Annotated in this window: 17 protein-coding genes, 2 tRNA genes and 2 other RNA genes; 11 read left to right on the plus strand and 10 right to left on the minus strand. The window is 55.2% G+C overall.

Translation table 11 applies throughout. The features are described from left to right. Positions 1-270: 270 nt before the first annotated feature. Both putP and HB664_RS11140 read left to right on the plus strand, forming a co-directional pair. A complete protein-coding gene (gene putP, locus HB664_RS11135; RefSeq protein ID WP_219940801.1) occupies positions 271-1,779 on the plus strand; it encodes a sodium/proline symporter PutP in 1,509 nt (502 codons plus the stop codon). Between the two features lie 116 nt (positions 1,780-1,895). Beyond that, complete coding sequence (locus HB664_RS11140; protein ID WP_028019107.1) at positions 1,896-2,315, plus strand: DUF3574 domain-containing protein; 420 nt, start codon at positions 1,896-1,898, stop codon at positions 2,313-2,315. A gap of 70 nt (positions 2,316-2,385) precedes the next feature. Here HB664_RS11140 and HB664_RS11145 read toward each other — a convergent pair whose 3' ends face one another. Beyond that, positions 2,386-3,570 (minus strand): NupC/NupG family nucleoside CNT transporter, encoded by a 1,185-nt coding sequence (locus HB664_RS11145; protein ID WP_219940802.1) that lies wholly within the window; start codon positions 3,568-3,570, stop codon positions 2,386-2,388. 251 nt (positions 3,571-3,821) lie between these two features. Between HB664_RS11145 and efeU the strand changes: the two genes are divergently transcribed. The 4 genes from efeU to phoH all read left to right on the plus strand — a co-directional run bounded on the left by efeU (position 3,822) and on the right by phoH (position 8,401). After that, a complete protein-coding gene (gene efeU, locus HB664_RS11150) occupies positions 3,822-4,655 on the plus strand; it encodes an iron uptake transporter permease EfeU (protein ID WP_047061549.1) in 834 nt (277 codons plus the stop codon). Positions 4,656-4,695: 40 nt separating this feature from the next. Further along, positions 4,696-5,823 carry an iron uptake system protein EfeO gene (gene efeO, locus HB664_RS11155; RefSeq protein ID WP_045354579.1) on the plus strand — a complete coding sequence of 376 codons (1,128 nt, stop codon included), beginning with the start codon at positions 4,696-4,698 and terminating at the stop codon, positions 5,821-5,823. Between the two features lie 5 nt (positions 5,824-5,828). Next, positions 5,829-7,112, plus strand: coding sequence for an iron uptake transporter deferrochelatase/peroxidase subunit (efeB, locus tag HB664_RS11160; RefSeq protein WP_048976689.1), 1,284 nt, complete (start codon positions 5,829-5,831; stop codon positions 7,110-7,112). A gap of 500 nt (positions 7,113-7,612) precedes the next feature. Next, positions 7,613-8,401: a phosphate starvation-inducible protein PhoH gene (phoH, locus tag HB664_RS11165; protein WP_024908976.1), complete on the plus strand. Its 789-nt coding sequence runs from the start codon at positions 7,613-7,615 to the stop codon at positions 8,399-8,401. Between the two features lie 199 nt (positions 8,402-8,600). Here the strand turns inward: phoH and HB664_RS11170 are convergent. The 5 genes from HB664_RS11170 to HB664_RS11190 all read right to left on the minus strand — a co-directional run bounded on the left by HB664_RS11170 (position 8,601) and on the right by HB664_RS11190 (position 10,749). Further along, a non-coding RNA gene (locus tag HB664_RS11170) (RtT sRNA) lies at positions 8,601-8,738 on the minus strand. 44 nt (positions 8,739-8,782) lie between these two features. After that, positions 8,783-8,920: non-coding RNA, RtT sRNA (locus HB664_RS11175), on the minus strand. Positions 8,921-8,965: 45 nt separating this feature from the next. Then, positions 8,966-9,053, minus strand: a tRNA-Ser gene (locus HB664_RS11180). A 137-nt stretch (positions 9,054-9,190) separates the two neighbouring features. Continuing rightward, positions 9,191-9,868, minus strand: coding sequence for an isochorismatase family protein (locus tag HB664_RS11185; RefSeq protein ID WP_033145175.1), 678 nt, complete (start codon positions 9,866-9,868; stop codon positions 9,191-9,193). 20 nt (positions 9,869-9,888) lie between these two features. After that, positions 9,889-10,749, minus strand: coding sequence for a pirin family protein (locus tag HB664_RS11190; protein WP_064672263.1), 861 nt, complete (start codon positions 10,747-10,749; stop codon positions 9,889-9,891). A 109-nt stretch (positions 10,750-10,858) separates the two neighbouring features. On the opposite strand from HB664_RS11190, the gene HB664_RS11195 reads away from it, so the two are divergent. Further along, complete coding sequence (locus HB664_RS11195) at positions 10,859-11,764, plus strand: LysR family transcriptional regulator (RefSeq protein ID WP_219939472.1); 906 nt, start codon at positions 10,859-10,861, stop codon at positions 11,762-11,764. 147 nt (positions 11,765-11,911) lie between these two features. Here the strand turns inward: HB664_RS11195 and HB664_RS11200 are convergent. Beyond that, positions 11,912-11,999, minus strand: a tRNA-Ser gene (locus HB664_RS11200). 232 nt (positions 12,000-12,231) lie between these two features. Between HB664_RS11200 and ghrA the strand changes: the two genes are divergently transcribed. The 4 genes from ghrA to HB664_RS11220 all read left to right on the plus strand — a co-directional run bounded on the left by ghrA (position 12,232) and on the right by HB664_RS11220 (position 15,147). Then, entirely contained in the window at positions 12,232-13,170 is a 939-nt protein-coding gene (gene ghrA, locus HB664_RS11205; protein ID WP_219939473.1) for a glyoxylate/hydroxypyruvate reductase GhrA, read from the plus strand. 84 nt (positions 13,171-13,254) lie between these two features. Then, positions 13,255-13,992, plus strand: coding sequence for a phosphatase (locus HB664_RS11210; protein ID WP_033145179.1), 738 nt, complete (start codon positions 13,255-13,257; stop codon positions 13,990-13,992). 21 nt (positions 13,993-14,013) lie between these two features. Then, a complete protein-coding gene (locus HB664_RS11215) occupies positions 14,014-14,568 on the plus strand; it encodes a molecular chaperone (protein ID WP_029740002.1) in 555 nt (184 codons plus the stop codon). Between the two features lie 96 nt (positions 14,569-14,664). After that, a complete protein-coding gene (locus HB664_RS11220) occupies positions 14,665-15,147 on the plus strand; it encodes a DUF1097 domain-containing protein (RefSeq protein WP_072196684.1) in 483 nt (160 codons plus the stop codon). Positions 15,148-15,190: 43 nt separating this feature from the next. Here HB664_RS11220 and csgG read toward each other — a convergent pair whose 3' ends face one another. From csgG to csgE, 3 genes are read right to left on the minus strand one after another with little or no spacing between them, the layout of a single operon-like run. Further along, positions 15,191-16,024 carry a curli production assembly/transport protein CsgG gene (gene csgG / locus HB664_RS11225; RefSeq protein WP_025755858.1) on the minus strand — a complete coding sequence of 278 codons (834 nt, stop codon included), beginning with the start codon at positions 16,022-16,024 and terminating at the stop codon, positions 15,191-15,193. 26 nt (positions 16,025-16,050) lie between these two features. Further along, entirely contained in the window at positions 16,051-16,464 is a 414-nt protein-coding gene (gene csgF, locus HB664_RS11230) for a curli production assembly/transport protein CsgF (protein ID WP_008500846.1), read from the minus strand. A 23-nt stretch (positions 16,465-16,487) separates the two neighbouring features. Continuing rightward, positions 16,488-16,877 carry a curli production assembly/transport protein CsgE gene (gene csgE, locus HB664_RS11235; protein ID WP_033145182.1) on the minus strand — a complete coding sequence of 130 codons (390 nt, stop codon included), beginning with the start codon at positions 16,875-16,877 and terminating at the stop codon, positions 16,488-16,490. Positions 16,878-16,879 lie beyond the last annotated feature (2 nt).

The following is a 16,879-nucleotide window of genomic DNA, read 5'->3' on the forward strand; positions in this document are numbered from 1 at the left end:
GGCTTTTGTGCAGGAGGCCTGGTTTTATGCGGTAGTTAACACTTTTAAAAGGTGCAACCCGCAAAAGCGTGAGCGAGTGCAACCTATAGGAAACTCGTATCAAACCGGGGATGAAATTGATGTAAATGCAGTGTTAAATCGTTTGTCAGCGGAAGGCGCATACGGCAGGATAGCGCGCCCAACCGAAACACAAGATACATTCACCTCGTTCCGGTGATCATATAACAAGGCAGCCCGGATGGTTGTCGCTCGACATTTTGGAGAATTTGAATGGCTATTAGCACACCGATGCTGGTGACATTTCTCGTTTATATTTTTGGCATGATCCTGATAGGGTTTTTGGCGTGGCGTTCTACAAAGAACTTTGACGACTACATTCTGGGCGGACGCAGTTTAGGCCCGATGGTGACCGCACTCTCTGCGGGCGCCTCCGACATGAGCGGCTGGCTGCTGATGGGGCTGCCCGGCGCGATTTTTATCTCCGGTATCTCTGAAAGCTGGATCGCCATCGGCCTGACCGTCGGCGCGTGGATCAACTGGAAGCTGGTGGCAGGCCGTCTGCGCGTGCATACCGAGGCCAACAACAACGCCCTGACGCTGCCGGATTACTTCACCGGACGTTTTGAAGATAACAGCCGCATCCTGCGCATTATCTCTGCGGTGGTTATCCTGCTGTTCTTTACCATCTACTGCGCCTCCGGCATCGTGGCCGGCGCGCGTCTGTTCGAAAGCACCTTCGGCATGAGCTACGAAACCGCCCTGTGGGCCGGTGCGGCGGCGACCATCCTCTATACCTTCGTGGGCGGGTTCCTGGCGGTAAGCTGGACCGACACCGTGCAGGCGAGCCTGATGATCTTCGCCCTGATCCTGACTCCGGTGATTGTGGTTTTCACCGTTGGCGGCTTTGGCGAATCGCTGGAAGTGATCAAGCAGAAAAGCATCGAAAACGTCGACATGCTGAAAGGGCTGAACTTCGTGGCCATCGTCTCCCTGATGGGCTGGGGCCTGGGCTACTTCGGTCAGCCGCATATCCTGGCGCGCTTTATGGCGGCGGATTCTCACCACACCATCGTTCATGCCCGTCGCATCAGCATGACGTGGATGATCCTGTGTCTGGCAGGGGCGTGTGCGGTCGGCTTCTTCGGCATCGCGTACTTCAACAACAACCCGGCGCAGGCGGGCGCGGTGAACCAGAACGCCGAGCGCGTGTTCATCGAGCTGGCGCAAATTCTGTTTAACCCGTGGATTGCCGGTATTCTGCTCTCTGCAATCCTGGCGGCGGTGATGTCCACCCTGAGCTGCCAGCTGCTGGTTTGCTCCAGTGCGATCACCGAAGACCTTTACAAAGCCTTCCTGCGTAAAAATGCGAGCCAGAAAGAGCTGGTGTGGGTAGGGCGCTTTATGGTGCTGCTGGTGGCGCTGATTGCCATCGCGCTGGCGGCCAATCCGGAAAACCGCGTGCTGGGCCTCGTGAGCTACGCGTGGGCGGGCTTTGGCGCCGCGTTTGGTCCGGTCGTGCTGTTCTCCGTCATGTGGTCACGTATGACCCGTAACGGCGCGCTGGCGGGGATGATCATCGGTGCGCTGACCGTTATCGTCTGGAAACAGTTCGCGTGGCTGGGCCTGTACGAAATCATTCCGGGCTTCATCTTCGGCAGCATCGGCATCGTGGTGTTCAGCCTGCTGGGTAAAGCCCCGTCTGCCTCCATGCAGAAACGCTTTGCTGAAGCCGACGCGCATTACCACACTGCGCCGCCGTCTAAGCTCCAGGCAGAATAATTTTTCTCGCAGCACAATGCAGGCCGGGTGAGCGCAAGCGCACCCGGCTTTTTTCTTGCCAAAATCCGTAATTTCCTGTGATATCCCTGTGCTTATAACAATGAGGATAGCGAAGCATGACAATCAAAACAGGGGTAATGGCAGCGGCATTATTGATGCTCGCTGGCTGCACGGCGCCATCGCAACACGCGGCTGTAGAGACCTGCAAAGCGGATAACCAGATGCAGCAAACCACGCTCTATTTCGGCTTAAATCGTCCTGCCGGGGCGCAAATCACCAGCAACGAGTGGCAGCAGTTTGTTGACCAGGACGTGACCCCGCGTTTCCGCGATGGCTTAACGGTGTTTGACGCGCGCGGGCAGTGGCTGGGGAACGACGGGAAAGTGGCGCGTGAACCCAGCAAAGCGTTGATGCTGATCCACGGTAAAGATGCGCAGAGCGAGAAGAACATCGAAGCGTTACGCGGGATTTATAAATCACGCTTCGCGCAGGAGTCGGTGATGCGCGTCGACCAGCCGGTGTGCGTGCAGTTCTAATAAAAACGGCGGGAAATCCCGCCGTTGTTGTTTTGTAGGCCGGGTAAGCGAAGCGCCACCCGGTATTGCATCAGAGCACCAGCCCCGCAAAGCTCGCCGACAGGAGGCTCACCAGCGTCGCGCCGTACACCAGACGCAGACCAAACCGCGACACCACGTTCCCCTGCTGCTCGTTCAGGCCCTTAATCGCCCCGGCCACAATGCCGATGGACGCGAAGTTCGCGAAGGACACCAGGAAGACGGATAAAATGCCCAGCCCGCGCGGGGACATCTGATGCGCGATTTTTTGCAGCTCAATCATCGCCACAAATTCATTCGCCACCAGCTTGGTCGCCATAATACTGCCCGCGTTTAAGGCATCACTCAGCGGAATACCCACCAGCCACGCCAGGGGATAAAATACATAGCCCAGGATCTGCTGGAAGCTCATGCCAAATATGCTGGAGAAGAGGGCGTTAACGGCGCTAATAAGTGCGATAAAGCCGATCAGCATAGCCAGAATAATCATCGCCACCTTAAAACCGGCCAGAATATACTCGCCGAGCATTTCGAAGAAGCTCTGCGATTCATGCAGTTTTTCCAGCTTGATATCCGGCTCCGCTTCCGGGCGCGCCGGGTTGATGACGGAGAGAATAATAAAGGTGCTGAACATGTTCAGAATCAGCGCCGCGACGACAAATTTGGCGTCGAGCATGGTCATATAGGCGCCGACAATCGACAGGGAGACCGTCGACATCGCCGTGGCCGCCATGGTGAAGAGACGACGAGAGGAGAGATCGCCCAGCACGCCCTTGTAGGCAATGAAGTTTTCCGACTGGCCGAGGATCAGCGAACTCACCGCGTTAAAGGATTCCAGCTTGCCCATACCGTTCAGTTTTGACAGCAGCGTGCCGATGACCCGAATAAAAATCGGCAGGATCCGCCAGTGCTGAAGAATACCAATCAGTGCGGAAATAAAAATAATCGGGCAGAGCACGCCGAGGAAAATGAACGCCAGCCCTTTTTCCCCCATTCCGCCAAAGACGAAATTGGTCCCTTCCGAAGCAAATTTCAGCAGCGACTCAAAGAAGCCGGAAACATATTTAATCAGGAATAACCCGCTTTCGGCGTGCAGGAAAAAGAACGCCAGCGCAATTTCAATAACAATCAGCTGTAAAACATAACGAATGCGAATTTTTCGGCGGTCGAAACTTACCAGCCAGGCAAGCGCGAGAATAATGACCAGCGCCAGCAGGAAATGGACAATTTTAAACATAATTAATTTTCACCAGGTGTTTGAGGCGGATATTTAGCCACAGCCCCGTACCAGCGTAAATGGGCATTTTCGTTATAACTTATAAACCTGAACGTAACGTATGTAACTATTACCAGGCTCGGCGTTTACAACTCGTCATCAAAACACCACACATTTCGCTTGTGTTTCTTTCCGCCGTAATGATAATCACTATCACAAGAATTTACCTTTCTTTGCATCAGTTGACCGCGATAAACATTTAAGGTGTCGGCATGTTTGTTCCATTTCTCATTATGTTACGTGAAGGGCTCGAAGCTGCCCTTATCGTGAGCCTCATCGCCAGTTATCTGAAGCGAACCCAGCGCGGACGCTGGATTGGCGTCATGTGGGTCGGGGTATTCCTTGCCGCGGCACTCTGTCTGGGCCTCGGTATCCTCATCAACGAAACCACCGGGGAGTTCCCGCAGAAAGAGCAGGAGCTGTTTGAGGGGATCGTCGCCGTAATTGCGGTGGTGATCCTGACCTGGATGGTGTTCTGGATGCGTAAAGTCTCCCGTAACGTGAAGGTGCAGCTGGAGCAGGCGGTGGATAACGCGCTGCAAAAGGGCAATAACCACGGCTGGGCGCTGATCATGATGGTCTTTTTTGCCGTCGCGCGTGAAGGCCTGGAGTCCGTTTTCTTCCTGCTGGCTGCGTTTCAGCAGGACGTGGGGATATGGCCGCCGCTGGGAGCCGTGATGGGTCTCGCCACGGCCGTAGTGCTCGGTTTCCTGCTCTACTGGGGCGGTATTCGCCTGAACCTGGGCGCCTTCTTCAAGTGGACCAGCCTGTTTATTCTGCTGGTGGCGGCTGGGCTGGCGGCAGGGGCGATTCGCGCCTTCCACGAGGCGGGCCTGTGGAACCATTTCCAGGACGTGGCGTTCGATCTCAGCAACGTGCTCTCCACGCACTCTCTGACCGGCACCCTGCTCGAAGGTATCTTCGGCTATCAGGAAACGCCGAGCGTCAGCGAAGTGGCGATGTACTTTATTTATCTGGTTCCGGCGCTGGTGCTGTTCGCAATGCCGCCGCGTACCGGCACACAGGCGTCGCGCGTTACGCCATAATTTTTGTTTTAGTTACAACATACTTTTAAAGGGAAGAGTCATGGCAATTCAGTTCCGTCGTAGTGCGTTATGCGCAGGCATTGCCGCGCTGTTCGCTTCTGCATTCTCCGCCTGGGGCGCGGATGTACCTCAGGTTAAAGTCACCGTTAATGATAAGCAGTGTGAGCCGATGACCCTTACGGTGAACAGCGGCAAAACCCAGTTCATTATTCAGAACCACAGCCAGAAGGCGCTGGAGTGGGAGATTCTGAAAGGGGTTCTGGTGGTGGAGGAGCGTGAAAACATCGCCCCTGGCTTCAGTCAGAAGATGACCGCCAACCTGCAGCCGGGCGAGTATGAGATGACCTGCGGCCTGCTGACCAACCCTAAAGGGAAGCTGATCGTCAAAGGTGAAGCGACGGCCGATGCGGCGAAAGGTGCTGCGGTGCTGAGCCTGGGCGACGCGATTACGGCGTATAAAGCCTATGTCACGAAAGAGACGGCGGACCTGGCGGCGGCAACCAAAGCCTTTACCGATGCGGTGAAGGCCGGTGACATCGAAAAAGCGAAATCCCTGTATGCGCCAACCCGTCAGCACTACGAGCGCATCGAGCCGATTGCCGAACTGTTCTCTGACCTTGATGGCAGCATTGATGCCCGCGAAGATGATTACGAGCAGAAAGCCGCCGATCCGAAATTCACCGGTTTCCACCGTCTGGAGAAAGCCCTGTTTGGCGACAACTCTACCAAAGGGATGGAGAAATACGCCGAGCAGCTGAACGGCGACGTGCTGGAGCTGCAAAAGCGCATCAGCGAGCTGGCCTTCCCGCCGTCAAAAGTGGTGGGCGGCGCGGCTGGTCTGATTGAAGAAGTGGCCGCGAGCAAAATCAGCGGCGAAGAAGATCGCTACAGCCATACCGATCTGTGGGACTTCCAGGCCAACGTCGACGGCGCGCAGAAAATTGTTAACCTGCTGCGTCCTCAGCTGCAGAAAGAGAACGGCGAACTGCTGGCCAAAGTGGATGCCAACTTCAAAAAAGTCGACACCATTCTGGCGAAGTATCGTACCAAAGACGGGTTTGAAACCTACGACAAGCTGACCGATGCCGACCGTAACGCGCTGAAAGGCCCGATTACCGCCCTGGCGGAAGATCTCTCTCTGCTGCGCGGCGTACTGGGTCTGGACTAAGCACGATGAATAAGCATAGCGATAACGATGTGGTTGAGCCTTCACGTCGTCGATTGTTAAAAGGAGTAGGGGCGCTGGGGGGCGCTCTTGCTCTGGCCGGTGGCTGTCCGGTAGCGCATGCGGCGAAACCGCAGAGCGCGCCCGGCACGCTGTCACCCAATGCCCGCATGGAGACGCAGCCGTTTTATGGCGAGCATCAGTCGGGCATCCTGACGCCGCAGCAGGCGTCCATGATGCTGGTGGCCTTTGATTCGCTGGCCAGCGATAAAGCCGATCTGGAGCGCCTGTTCCGCCTGCTGACGACGCGTATCGCGTTTCTCACTGCCGGCGGACCGGCGCCCGATACGCCGAACCCGCGTCTTCCGCCAATGGACTCCGGTATTCTGGGGCCGTTTATCGCCCCGGATAACCTGACCATTACCGTTTCGCTGGGTGAATCTCTGTTTGACGCGCGCTATGGGCTGGCAAAACAGAAGCCGAAAGCGCTGCAGAAAATGACGCGTTTCCCGAATGACTCCCTGGACGCGGCGCTGTGCCATGGCGACCTGCTCCTGCAGATTTGCGCCAATACTCAGGACACGGTGATCCACGCCCTGCGCGATATCATCAAGCACACGCCGGATCTGCTGAGCGTGCGCTGGAAGCGGGAAGGTTTTATCTCGGACCACGCCGCCCGCAGCAAAGGGAAAGAAACCCCGGTGAACCTGCTGGGCTTTAAGGACGGTACGGCCAACCCGGACAGCAGCGATGCGGCGTTGATGAAAGACGTGGTATGGGTGACGGCGGATCAGGGCGAACCGGCATGGGCGGTGGGCGGCAGCTATCAGGCGGTGCGGATTATCCAGTTCCACGTGGAGTTCTGGGACCGCACGCCGCTCAAAGAACAGCAGACGATCTTTGGTCGCGATAAGCAAAGCGGCGCGCCGCTCGGCATGAAGAACGAGCATGACGTGCCCGACTACGCCAGCGATCCCAATGGCGATACCATCGCGCTGGACAGCCACATTCGTCTGGCTAATCCGCGCACCAAAGAGACGCAGTCCAGCCTGATGATGCGTCGTGGCTACAGCTATTCGCTCGGCGTGACCAACGCCGGTCAGCTTGATATGGGCCTGCTGTTCGTCTGCTATCAGCACGATCTGGAAAAAGGCTTCCTGACCGTGCAGAAGCGGCTCAACGGCGAAGCGCTGGAAGAGTACATTAAGCCCATCGGCGGCGGCTATTTCTTTGCCCTGCCGGGCGTGCGCGATCGGAACGCGTACCTCGCTCAAGGTCTTATTGAAGCCTGATAATTGTCCCCGCAACCGTTCGCGGGGACATTATTTTTTCATATGACTATCCTCCTGTTATATTTCTGTAATATTTCTATATGAGACTGATTTCACCTGTAGGGACAGTCTTAAAAGTTGCATTCAGGTAAAATAAATGTTGCATTTATGATAACTCCTGATGTACTTAAGATAAGACAGCGGTAGTTCCCGGCAGTGATGCTGAATCACTATGGAGATCGCGAATGGTTGCGTCCTGTACTGGACAAGGTAAACATAACAACCGCAGCACCCGGCGCGGAGGCTCAGACTCCGGCAGCGATTTCCTCACCACTAAATTCTCCCCCCTTCCTCAAGAATCTGATTCGACCGACGTGCAGAACGGTGCGCGTAGCTGTTCCGTATCGTTATCCGATAAAGCAAGCAATGGCTTACAAGGAAGCCAACCCTCTGATGTTCGTGCGCATAATCGTGCCGAAGCTGGCGCGTGTGATGAATACCAACAACTCAAGGTGCTATCCATGGGAAGACAAAAAGCAGTGATCAAAGCTCGTCGCGAAGCAAAACGTGTGCTGAGACGGGATTCACGTAGCCATAAACAGCGTGAAGAAGAATCGGTCACCTCGCTTGTGCAGATGAGTGGCGTAGAAGCAATTGGCATGGCCCGAGACAGCCGTGATAATTCTCCAATTGTGGCGCGCAATGAGGCTCAGGCGCACTACCTGAATGCTATCGAGAGTAAACAGCTCATCTTTGCAACCGGTGAAGCCGGATGCGGGAAAACCTGGATCAGTGCAGCCAAAGCGGCGGAAGCGCTGATTCATAAGGATGTGGAGCGCATTATTGTTACCCGTCCTGTACTGCAGGCTGATGAAGATCTCGGCTTCCTGCCCGGAGATATTTCGGAGAAGTTTGCTCCGTACTTCAGGCCCGTCTATGACGTGCTGGTGAAGCGACTGGGTGCATCCTTTATGCAGTACTGCCTGCGACCAGAGATTGGCAAGGTGGAAATCGCGCCGTTCGCCTATATGCGCGGACGTACATTTGAAAATGCGGTCGTCATTCTTGACGAGGCTCAGAACGTGACCGCTGCGCAAATGAAGATGTTTTTAACGCGCCTCGGGGAGAACGTGACGGTTATCGTTAACGGCGATATTACCCAGTGTGACCTGCCATCCGGCGTGAAATCCGGGCTGAGCGACGCCATGTCACGTTTTGAGGAAGATGAGATGATTGGGGTGGTACGCTTCACTAAAGAGGACTGCGTGCGTTCAGCGCTCTGTCAGCGCACGCTGCAAGCGTATTATTGAGTTTGCTGTTGTGTTCAAGGCCCGGGAAACCGGGCTTTGTTTTTTGTGCTTTTTATCCCCTCTCCCCTGGGGAGAGGGGCAGGGTGAGGGGCTCAGGCCGCACCGGGCTGCATATAGCACCGGGGGATTCTCATCCCCCCAGAGGTGTGCAACATGCGAAAAAAAAGCCCGCATTTTCATGCGAGCTCTTCTTTAAATATGGCGGTGAGGGGGGGATTGACTCGCTTCACTCGCCCTGCGGGCAGACTGTTCGCTACGCTCTCAGTCTGTCCAGCTGGCTGTCGCCAGTTGTCGAACCCCGGTCGGGGATTCTCATCCCCCCGCAGGCATGCAATATGCGAAAAAAAAGCCCGCATTTTCATGCGAGCTCTTCTTTAAATATGGCGGTGAGGGGGGGATTGACTCGCTTCGCTCGCCCTGCGGGCAGACTGTTCGCTACGCTCTCAGTCTGTCCAACTGGCTGTCGCCAGTTGTCGAACCCCAGTCGGGGGTTCTCATCCCCCCCTTTTCGGAGAATATAAAAGAAAAAAGCCCGTACTTTCGTACGAGCTTTCATCTCGAATATGGCGGTGAGGGGGGGATTCGAACCCCCGATACGTTGCCGTATACACACTTTCCAGGCGTGCTCCTTCAGCCACTCGGACACCTCACCATATTTTTTTGCTGCCTGACCGCTTGGGGGGCAACGGGGCGCTACTATAGGGAGTTGCGCTAACACGGTCAAGCAGATTTTCTGTATTCGTGCTCGTTCGGTTAAGCCTTAATCAGCTCTTGTCGCAGCACGGGTAATTAACGCTGTGAATCGAGCACTTCGCTGTTTTTAACTACTTCCTGTGCTTTGCCGTAGCTTTCGATCAGCAGCTGGTAAGCCGGGAAGATGTGGGTATATACCTCAGCCCACTCGGCTGCGTCCTCACGGTTCCATGTTCTCTGGATCTCAGAGGCCACCGCCGCCGTATCCATCGGAACCACACCGGCCTGCACCACGCGCGCCAGGGTGATCTCCTGCGCCATTTTGCTGTAGGTGCCGGAGGCATCAATCACCGCAAACACCTTATAGCCGTCCGCTACCGCGCTGATTGACGGGAAGGCCATGCAGACGCTGGTGATAGTACCCGCGATAATCAGCGTCTTGCGCCCGGTCGCTTTCACCGCAGCAACAAAATCCGGGTTATCCCAGGCGTTGATCTCGCCTTTACGGGCAACATATTGCGCATGCGGCGCGTTGGCGTGGATCTCCGGGATAAGCGGTCCGTTCGGTCCCTGCGGGACTGACGCGGTGGTGATCACCGGGATCTTCGCCAGAGTCGCGATTTTTGCCAGCGCAGCCGCACGGGCGCGCAGTTCCGGCATTGGCATATCCCCAACGGTCTGGAACAGACCGCTCTGGTGATCGATAAGCAACATCACCGCATCGTTCACATCAATAACCGGACGTGCGCCATTAAAATTCGCAGGTGTAGACATTATCTTCTCCTTTATTAATTTCAGATCTGGCCGAAGCGGCCGGAATTAAAATCACGAATGGCTTCGTTGATTTCGCTTTTACTGTTCATCACAAACGGGCCATAGCCCACGATGGGTTCATTCAGCGGCTCGCCCGCCATCAGCAGAACTTTGGCATCGCTGTTCGCCTCCAGGTGCAGTTTGTCGCCTTCCTGACTCAAAACGACCAGCTGGGCTTCACCCGCCTGCGTTGTACCGTTCACCGTAATGTTGCCTTCAAGCACGACCAGCGCGGTGCTCCAGCCTTCGGGCTGATTGAGCGTCAGATGGCTTCCCAGGTTCAGCGCGATGTCCCAGACGTTGAGCGGTGAGAAGGTGTGCGCCGGGCCGGTTACAGCCTCGTAGCGACCGGCAATAACCCGCAGCGAACCGCTGTTATCCGGTAGCGTCACGACCGGGATCGCATCCTTCGTCATGCTCTGGTAGCCCGGTGCCGCCATCTTGTCTTTGGCCGGCAGGTTGACCCAAAGCTGCATCATTTTCAGTTCTCCGCCTTTCTGCGAGAACGCGCTGGAGTGGAACTCCTCGTGCAAAATGCCTGCACCTGCCGTCATCCACTGCACGTCGCCGGGGCCAATGACGCCGCCTTTGCCCGTGGAGTCGCGATGCTCCACTTCACCGGAATAGACGATGGTGACCGTTTCAAAACCCCGGTGAGGGTGTTGGCCTACGCCGCGTTTCGCCCCATCTGCCGGAAAGGTGTACGGGCCCGCATAGTCCAGCAGCAGGAACGGGCTCAGCGGCTCGCCGTGGGTTTGGTAAGAAAACATCGAACGGACCGGGAAACCATCGCCAACCCAGTGCTGGCGGGGAGCGGTATAAACGCCTGTTACGTTTTTCATGATTAACTCCTGATGTTCTGTTGATGTAATTAGCTTATATTCAGAGTTAATACTCCGGTAGATAGTGAAAATGGCATTCACTGTTCTGAAAATGGAACGATGAGGATTTATGCAGGATCTCAATGACTTCGTCTGGTTTGTGAAGGTGGTGGACTACGGCGGCTTTGCGGCGGCGGGAAGGGCGCTTGACCAACCCAAGTCCAAACTGAGCCGCAGGATCGCGCAGCTGGAGGAGCGGCTTGGCGTACGGCTTATCCACCGAACAACCCGACAGTTTACGGTGACCGAGGTCGGGCAGACCTTCTACCAGCACTGTAAAGCGATGATGGTGGAGGCCGAGGCCGCGGAAGAAGCCGTTGCTGCACTGCAGGCTGAACCGCGCGGTGTTGTCAGGATTACGTGCCCGATAACTCTGTTGCATGTCCACGTGGGTCCGATGCTGGCCAGATTTATGGCGCGCTACCCCGGGATTAATCTTCAGCTTGAGGCGACCAACCGGCGGGTAGACCTGGTGGGAGAGGGGGTTGATATCGCGATCCGCGTTCGCCCGCGTCCCTTTGATGACAGCGATCTGGTATTAAGGGTGCTGGCTGACAGGGGACATTGTCTGGTCGCGGGTCCGGCGTTGATTCAACGCATGGGAGAACCCGTCGTGCCGTCTGAACTCAGTGCCTGGCCCGGGTTAAGCATGAACGAGGGGAAACATATTCATAAATGGGAGCTGTCCGGTCCCGGAGGTGCCAAAGCGGAGATCCATTACCATCCTCGATTGATCACCACCGACATGCTGGCGCTACGTGAAGCTGCCATGGCAGGCATCGGCGTGGTGCAGCTGCCGATTTTGATGGTTAAGGACCAGCTGGCGACGGGGGAACTGGTACAGGTGCTGGATGCGTGGGAACCCCGACGCGAAGTGATTCACGCGGTTTATCCGTCAAGGCGCGGCCTGCTGCCGTCCGTCAGGACTCTGGTGGATTTTCTGACCGAAGAGTATGCGCGGATGGTGGAAGAGTAACACTTCCCTCTCCCCTGGGGAGAGGGGCAGGGTGAGGGGCTCAGGCCGCACCGAGCTGCATATAGCACCGGGGGTTCTCATCCCCCCCTTTACGGAGAATATAAAAGAAAAAAGCCCGTACTTTCGTACGAGCTCTCATCTTAAATATGGCGGTGAGGGGGGGATTCGAACCCCCGATACGTTGCCGTATACACACTTTCCAGGCGTGCTCCTTCAGCCACTCGGACACCTCACCATATTGTCATCCCGTTGTTGCCGGGACGGGCGCTAATGTAAGGAAAAGCCGAACTGCCGTCAACTCACTTTTTCAGTAATTTAGCGCGTTTAGACAAACTTCAGGCAACATGATTCTTAAATGTGCTGAAAGCGTCTTTTTTATCAGCAACACAGTCGCGCTATAAATTTGTTATGCTGACCGTCCAGTGAAAAAGCAAAATAAATCAGCGCAATAAAAGGCAGGAATGACTATGGATATACTTTTCTATCACCCAACGTTTGATACGGCATACTGGATCAAGGCGCTTTCGTCGGCGTTACCCGGCGCACGCGTTCGCGAGTGGAAGCGTGGCGATAATGAACATGCCGACTATGCGCTGGTCTGGCATCCTCCGGTTGAGATGCTCCAGGGCCGCAAGCTGAAGGCCGTTTTTGCCCTGGGAGCCGGCGTGGATTCCATTCTGAGCAAACTGAAGGCACACCCTGAAATGCTGCCGGAAGATGTCCCCCTTTTCCGCCTGGAAGATACCGGAATGGGCCAGCAAATGCAGGAATATGCCGTGAGCCAGGTACTGCACTGGTTCCGCCGCTTTGATGATTATCAGGCCTTTAAACAGCGAGCCCACTGGGAGCCGCTGCCGGAGTACCATCGCGAAGACTTTACGATCGGCATACTCGGTGCGGGCGTGCTGGGCTCAAAAGTGGCCGAAGCGCTTGCCCCGTGGGGATTCCCGTTGCGCTGCTGGAGCCGCAGCCGCAAGGATTATCCGGGCGTTGAGAGTTTTGCCGGAACGGATGAGCTTCCTGCATTCCTGAAAGGGACACGCGTGCTTATTAACCTGCTGCCAAACACGGCGGAAACGGTAGGGATCATCAATGAAGCCCTGCTCAATCAGCTCGTCGACCAGAGCTACCTGATGAACCTGGCGCGCGGGGTACATGTCGTGGAAGGCGATCTGCTGAAGGCGCTGGACAGCGGAAAGCTAAAAGGCGCCATGCTGGATGTCTATAGCCGTGAGCCGCTGCCCGCGGAAAGCCCGCTGTGGGCGCACCCGCGCGTGGCGATGACCCCGCACGTGGCTGCCGTGACGCGTCCGGCAGAAGCGGTGGCGTATATATCCCATACCATCAGCGAAATGGAAAAGGGTAACGCGGTCACCGGACAGGTCGACAGACAGCGCGGCTACTGAGAGAAACCCGGCGTTCGCCGGGTTTTTGCTAATATTCGCCGCTGATAACTGCTATCCTTTGGAAAAACCGCAGAGGAGAGAGAGATGTATCCCGTTGACCTGCATATGCACACCGTCGCCAGCACCCACGCGTATAGCAACCTCCATGATTATATCGCCCAGGCGAAGCTTAAAGGCATCAAGCTGTTCGCGATCACCGATCATGGCCCGGACATGGCGGATGCGCCGCACTACTGGCATTTTGTGAATATGCGGATCTGGCCACGTCTGGTGGACGGCATTGGGATACTGCGCGGCATTGAGGCGAACATCAAAAATACCGACGGTGAGATCGACTGCACCGGCCCGATGCTGACGTCTCTTGACCTTATCCTCGCCGGTTTTCATGAGCCGGTTTTCCCGCCTCAGGATAAAGACACCAACACCGCGGCGATGATTGCCACCATTGCCAGCGGCAATGTGCACATTATCAGCCACCCCGGTAACCCGAGGTATCCGATTGATATTCAGGCTGTCGCGCAGGCGGCAGCGAAGCACCGCGTGGCGCTGGAGATTAACAACTCCTCTTTTGTGCACTCGCGTAAGGGCAGTGAAGCCAACTGTCGCGAAGTGGCGGCCGCCGTGCGTGACGCAGGTGGCATGGTGGCGCTGGGCTCAGACTCTCATACCGCGTTTACGCTGGGCGATTTCAGCGAGTGCCTGAAAGTGCTGAATGATGTTAACTTCCCGGAAGCGCAAATCCTGAACGTGACCCCACGCCGCATGCTCGATTTCCTCGAGTCGCGCGGAATGGAACCGATAGCCGAATTTGCCGATCTTTAATTGTGTAATGGAATCATAAAAATGAACGAGTTTTCCATCCTCTGCCGCGTGCTGGGTACGCTCTATTATCGCCAGCCGCAAGACCCGCTGTTAGTTCCGCTCTTTACGTTAATTCGTGAAGGCAAACTGGCGCAGAACTGGCCGCTGGAACAGGATGATTTACTGGAACGTCTGCAAAAAAGCTGCGACATGCAGCAGATTGCGACGGACTACAATGCGCTGTTCGTTGGCGATGAGTGCCGCGTTTCGCCATACCGTTCAGCCTGGCAGGAAGGGGCAACGGAAGCGGAAGTCCGTGCGTTCCTCTCCACGCGCGGTATGCCGCTGAGCGATACGCCAGCCGATCATATCGGTACGCTGCTGCTGGCGGCGTCCTGGATCGAAGACAACGCCGGTGATGATGAGAATGAAGCCATCGAAACCTTGTTCGAAACGTACCTGCTGCCGTGGGTCGGGACATTCCTGGGTAAAGTCGAAGCGCATGCCACCTCGCCGTTCTGGAGAACGCTGGCCCCGCTGACCCGCGACGCTATTGCGGCAATGTGGGATGAGCTGGAAGAAGAGAACGAAGAGTGATTTAGATCACATAAATTCTGCAACTCAACATTTCAACTTGCACGTAATGTGCTTCTGATCTCATTTCTATAGTGCGCATCTGCTAAGATGCGCGCCATGAATATATTACTTTGTATCGCACTAACGACAGGTATTCTCTCCGGACTCTGGGGATGGGTAGCCGTGTCTCTCGGATTGCTCAGCTGGGCCGGGTTCCTCGGCTGCACCGCCTATTTCGCCTGTCCGCAGGGGGGCGTCAAAGGGCTCTTTATCTCTGGCTGCACGCTGATGAGCGGTGTTATCTGGGCGCTGGTGATCATGAAGGGCAGTGCGCTGGCGCCGCATATGGAGATGCTGGGGTACGTCATGACGGGTGTCGTTGCCTTTTTAATGTGCATCCAGGCTAAGCATCTGCTGCTTTCATTTGTGCCGGGGACCTTTATGGGGGCGTGCGCGACCTTTGCAGGGCAGGGTGACTGGAAGCTGGTGGTTCCCTCCCTGGCGCTGGGGTTGCTGTTTGGCTATGCCATGAAAAACAGCGGTCTTTGGCTGGCGTCGCGACGGGGAAAAGCGCAAAACATCACTGCGGTGAGCGAATAAAAAAAGGCGAGATAATCATCTCGCCTTTTTTATGCGCTTCCTGTCAGGATTCCGGAGGGACTGACATATCGCGGTATTTCACCAGTATCGGGTTCTGCACGTCTGCTTTGTTTTGCAGATCCCACAGCCCGCGGTCAATACCGTCGTTGATTAAGAAGATCACGCCGGTTTCAATGGCTGACATCAGGCACATCATGACCGGCTCGTTAGAGGTGTAGCCAATTTCACCTTCCAGCAAACGCTGGTAATCGATGAAGCGGAATACCCCTGCCTGCACTTCATAAGACAGAATGGTTTTGCTGGTGTTCACCGAAGAGAGCACTTCGCCTGTACTGACGTTAACCACACGCAGGTTCACGGCGATTTGGTCAAGCTGGTACTGGGTATCCGCACCGATACCGAAGTAACGAGCTCCTGCACCACCCGACTTAACGTTACTTTCGTAGCCAATAATCGATCCTTCGATCATCACGTTCGCTGCCGCCAGAGATTGCAGAGGCATGCGGTTATTGTCCGCGACGGTGCCATTTTCCTGAGCGGCACGAATGATTTTGCGTTCATTCAACAGGTTCTGGAGCCCCTGACGTTCCAGCGGAATAAACCAGTGCGAATCCTTGAGCGCGGTAACCAGCATGGCGGTGGCGCTTTGCGGCACAGCCGTGGAGAAGTTACTTGCCGGGTAAGGTTTGAATTGCCCGGTTTCATCCTGAATGTTGTATACGGAGACAAATATTTTCCCCGTCGGTGAAGGTAAATGCGTTAAATCACGATAACTCTGGGCCCGAGGCATTAATGTCGGTTTTGCAGCTTCTTTAGGTGGAGCAGTTAAACAACCGCTCAATAAGCACACTGCAACAAATATCAGGAAGCGCTGCATGATCGTTGTCCTTATTTAGCTATTGTTTAAAAGTCAGTTGAATTACTTTGTAGACCGGAAACCTGAATGGTGGAGATTCTTCCGGTTTTACGATCGGTCACGTTCAACTGAAGCTGTCCGTCAGTATTGGCGATATCAACGATAAAGTCGTTGGTCACCATGCGGCCGGGTTTACCGGTATTAATGTTGGTCAGTAACCCCCCTAAAATCTGCGACTGAATAGCTTGAGTGAAGTTGTCCAGTGCGGACGGGGTATCAACGCTAAAATCCTTTAAGCTGGGATCCTTATAGGAGTTTTGCGCCTGGGCTTCGTTCAGCAGGAACGCGCCGTTATTAGGGTTACCGCCAAAGTTAGGGTTACGGAACTGAAACGTCATGTTTCCGGCCCAGCTTATGGGTGTTATCAGCATTATCGAAACAACTGCATATGCAATACGCATGACAGCCTCCGCATATCGGTTCGCTAGAACTCGTCTTTTGCTAAATCGCTGGTGCTTAATAGGGCTTTATCTATTTGCAGGCGATTAATAGCGTCTTCTGATTGTGCCAGTGCTAAGGCTACGTTTTTATCGAAGTCTATTTTGGTCGGGAATAAAAACGTTTGATAAATAACGTACTGATTAGCCGTTATTGTTATCCAACTTCCCCATCGTGCACTTGGCCGCTCGTTGATTGTTATATTTCCGGTGTAGGTACTGTCCCATTTGTCACTGAAGGCGCGGTAAAAACTGTGCCCGACCGATGAGACAGTGTGGTCTGTTAACAATCCGGGAACTTCGACCTCGACGGCCTTCAGATTCCCGGCAGCGAGCAGGAAACTCGCTGCGGCGATCCAACTCAACGTGCGCTTCATGT

Source organism: Enterobacter sp. DNB-S2 (assembly GCF_019443845.1).
Taxonomy (GTDB): domain Bacteria; phylum Pseudomonadota; class Gammaproteobacteria; order Enterobacterales; family Enterobacteriaceae; genus Enterobacter; species Enterobacter asburiae_B.

Bases quoted from the DNA above. Each gene is read 5' to 3' on its own strand.
- HB664_RS11210 (WP_033145179.1), top strand. From the start codon at position 13,255: ATGTATCCCGTTGACCTGCATATGCACACCGTCGCCAGCACCCACGCG.
- HB664_RS11195 (WP_219939472.1), top strand. From the start codon at position 10,859: ATGCAGGATCTCAATGACTTCGTCTGGTTTGTGAAGGTGGTGGACTAC.
- csgF (WP_008500846.1), bottom strand. From the start codon at position 16,464: ATGCGTATTGCATATGCAGTTGTTTCGATAATGCTGATAACACCCATA.
- HB664_RS11145 (WP_219940802.1), bottom strand. From the start codon at position 3,570: ATGTTTAAAATTGTCCATTTCCTGCTGGCGCTGGTCATTATTCTCGCG.
- HB664_RS11215 (WP_029740002.1), top strand. From the start codon at position 14,014: ATGAACGAGTTTTCCATCCTCTGCCGCGTGCTGGGTACGCTCTATTAT.
- phoH (WP_024908976.1), top strand. From the start codon at position 7,613: ATGGGAAGACAAAAAGCAGTGATCAAAGCTCGTCGCGAAGCAAAACGT.
- ghrA (WP_219939473.1), top strand. From the start codon at position 12,232: ATGGATATACTTTTCTATCACCCAACGTTTGATACGGCATACTGGATC.
- putP (WP_219940801.1), top strand. From the start codon at position 271: ATGGCTATTAGCACACCGATGCTGGTGACATTTCTCGTTTATATTTTT.
- csgE (WP_033145182.1), bottom strand. From the start codon at position 16,877: ATGAAGCGCACGTTGAGTTGGATCGCCGCAGCGAGTTTCCTGCTCGCT.
- efeU (WP_047061549.1), top strand. From the start codon at position 3,822: ATGTTTGTTCCATTTCTCATTATGTTACGTGAAGGGCTCGAAGCTGCC.
- HB664_RS11190 (WP_064672263.1), bottom strand. From the start codon at position 10,749: ATGAAAAACGTAACAGGCGTTTATACCGCTCCCCGCCAGCACTGGGTT.
- efeB (WP_048976689.1), top strand. From the start codon at position 5,829: ATGAATAAGCATAGCGATAACGATGTGGTTGAGCCTTCACGTCGTCGA.
- csgG (WP_025755858.1), bottom strand. From the start codon at position 16,024: ATGCAGCGCTTCCTGATATTTGTTGCAGTGTGCTTATTGAGCGGTTGT.
- HB664_RS11140 (WP_028019107.1), top strand. From the start codon at position 1,896: ATGACAATCAAAACAGGGGTAATGGCAGCGGCATTATTGATGCTCGCT.
- HB664_RS11220 (WP_072196684.1), top strand. From the start codon at position 14,665: ATGAATATATTACTTTGTATCGCACTAACGACAGGTATTCTCTCCGGA.
- efeO (WP_045354579.1), top strand. From the start codon at position 4,696: ATGGCAATTCAGTTCCGTCGTAGTGCGTTATGCGCAGGCATTGCCGCG.
- HB664_RS11185 (WP_033145175.1), bottom strand. From the start codon at position 9,868: ATGTCTACACCTGCGAATTTTAATGGCGCACGTCCGGTTATTGATGTG.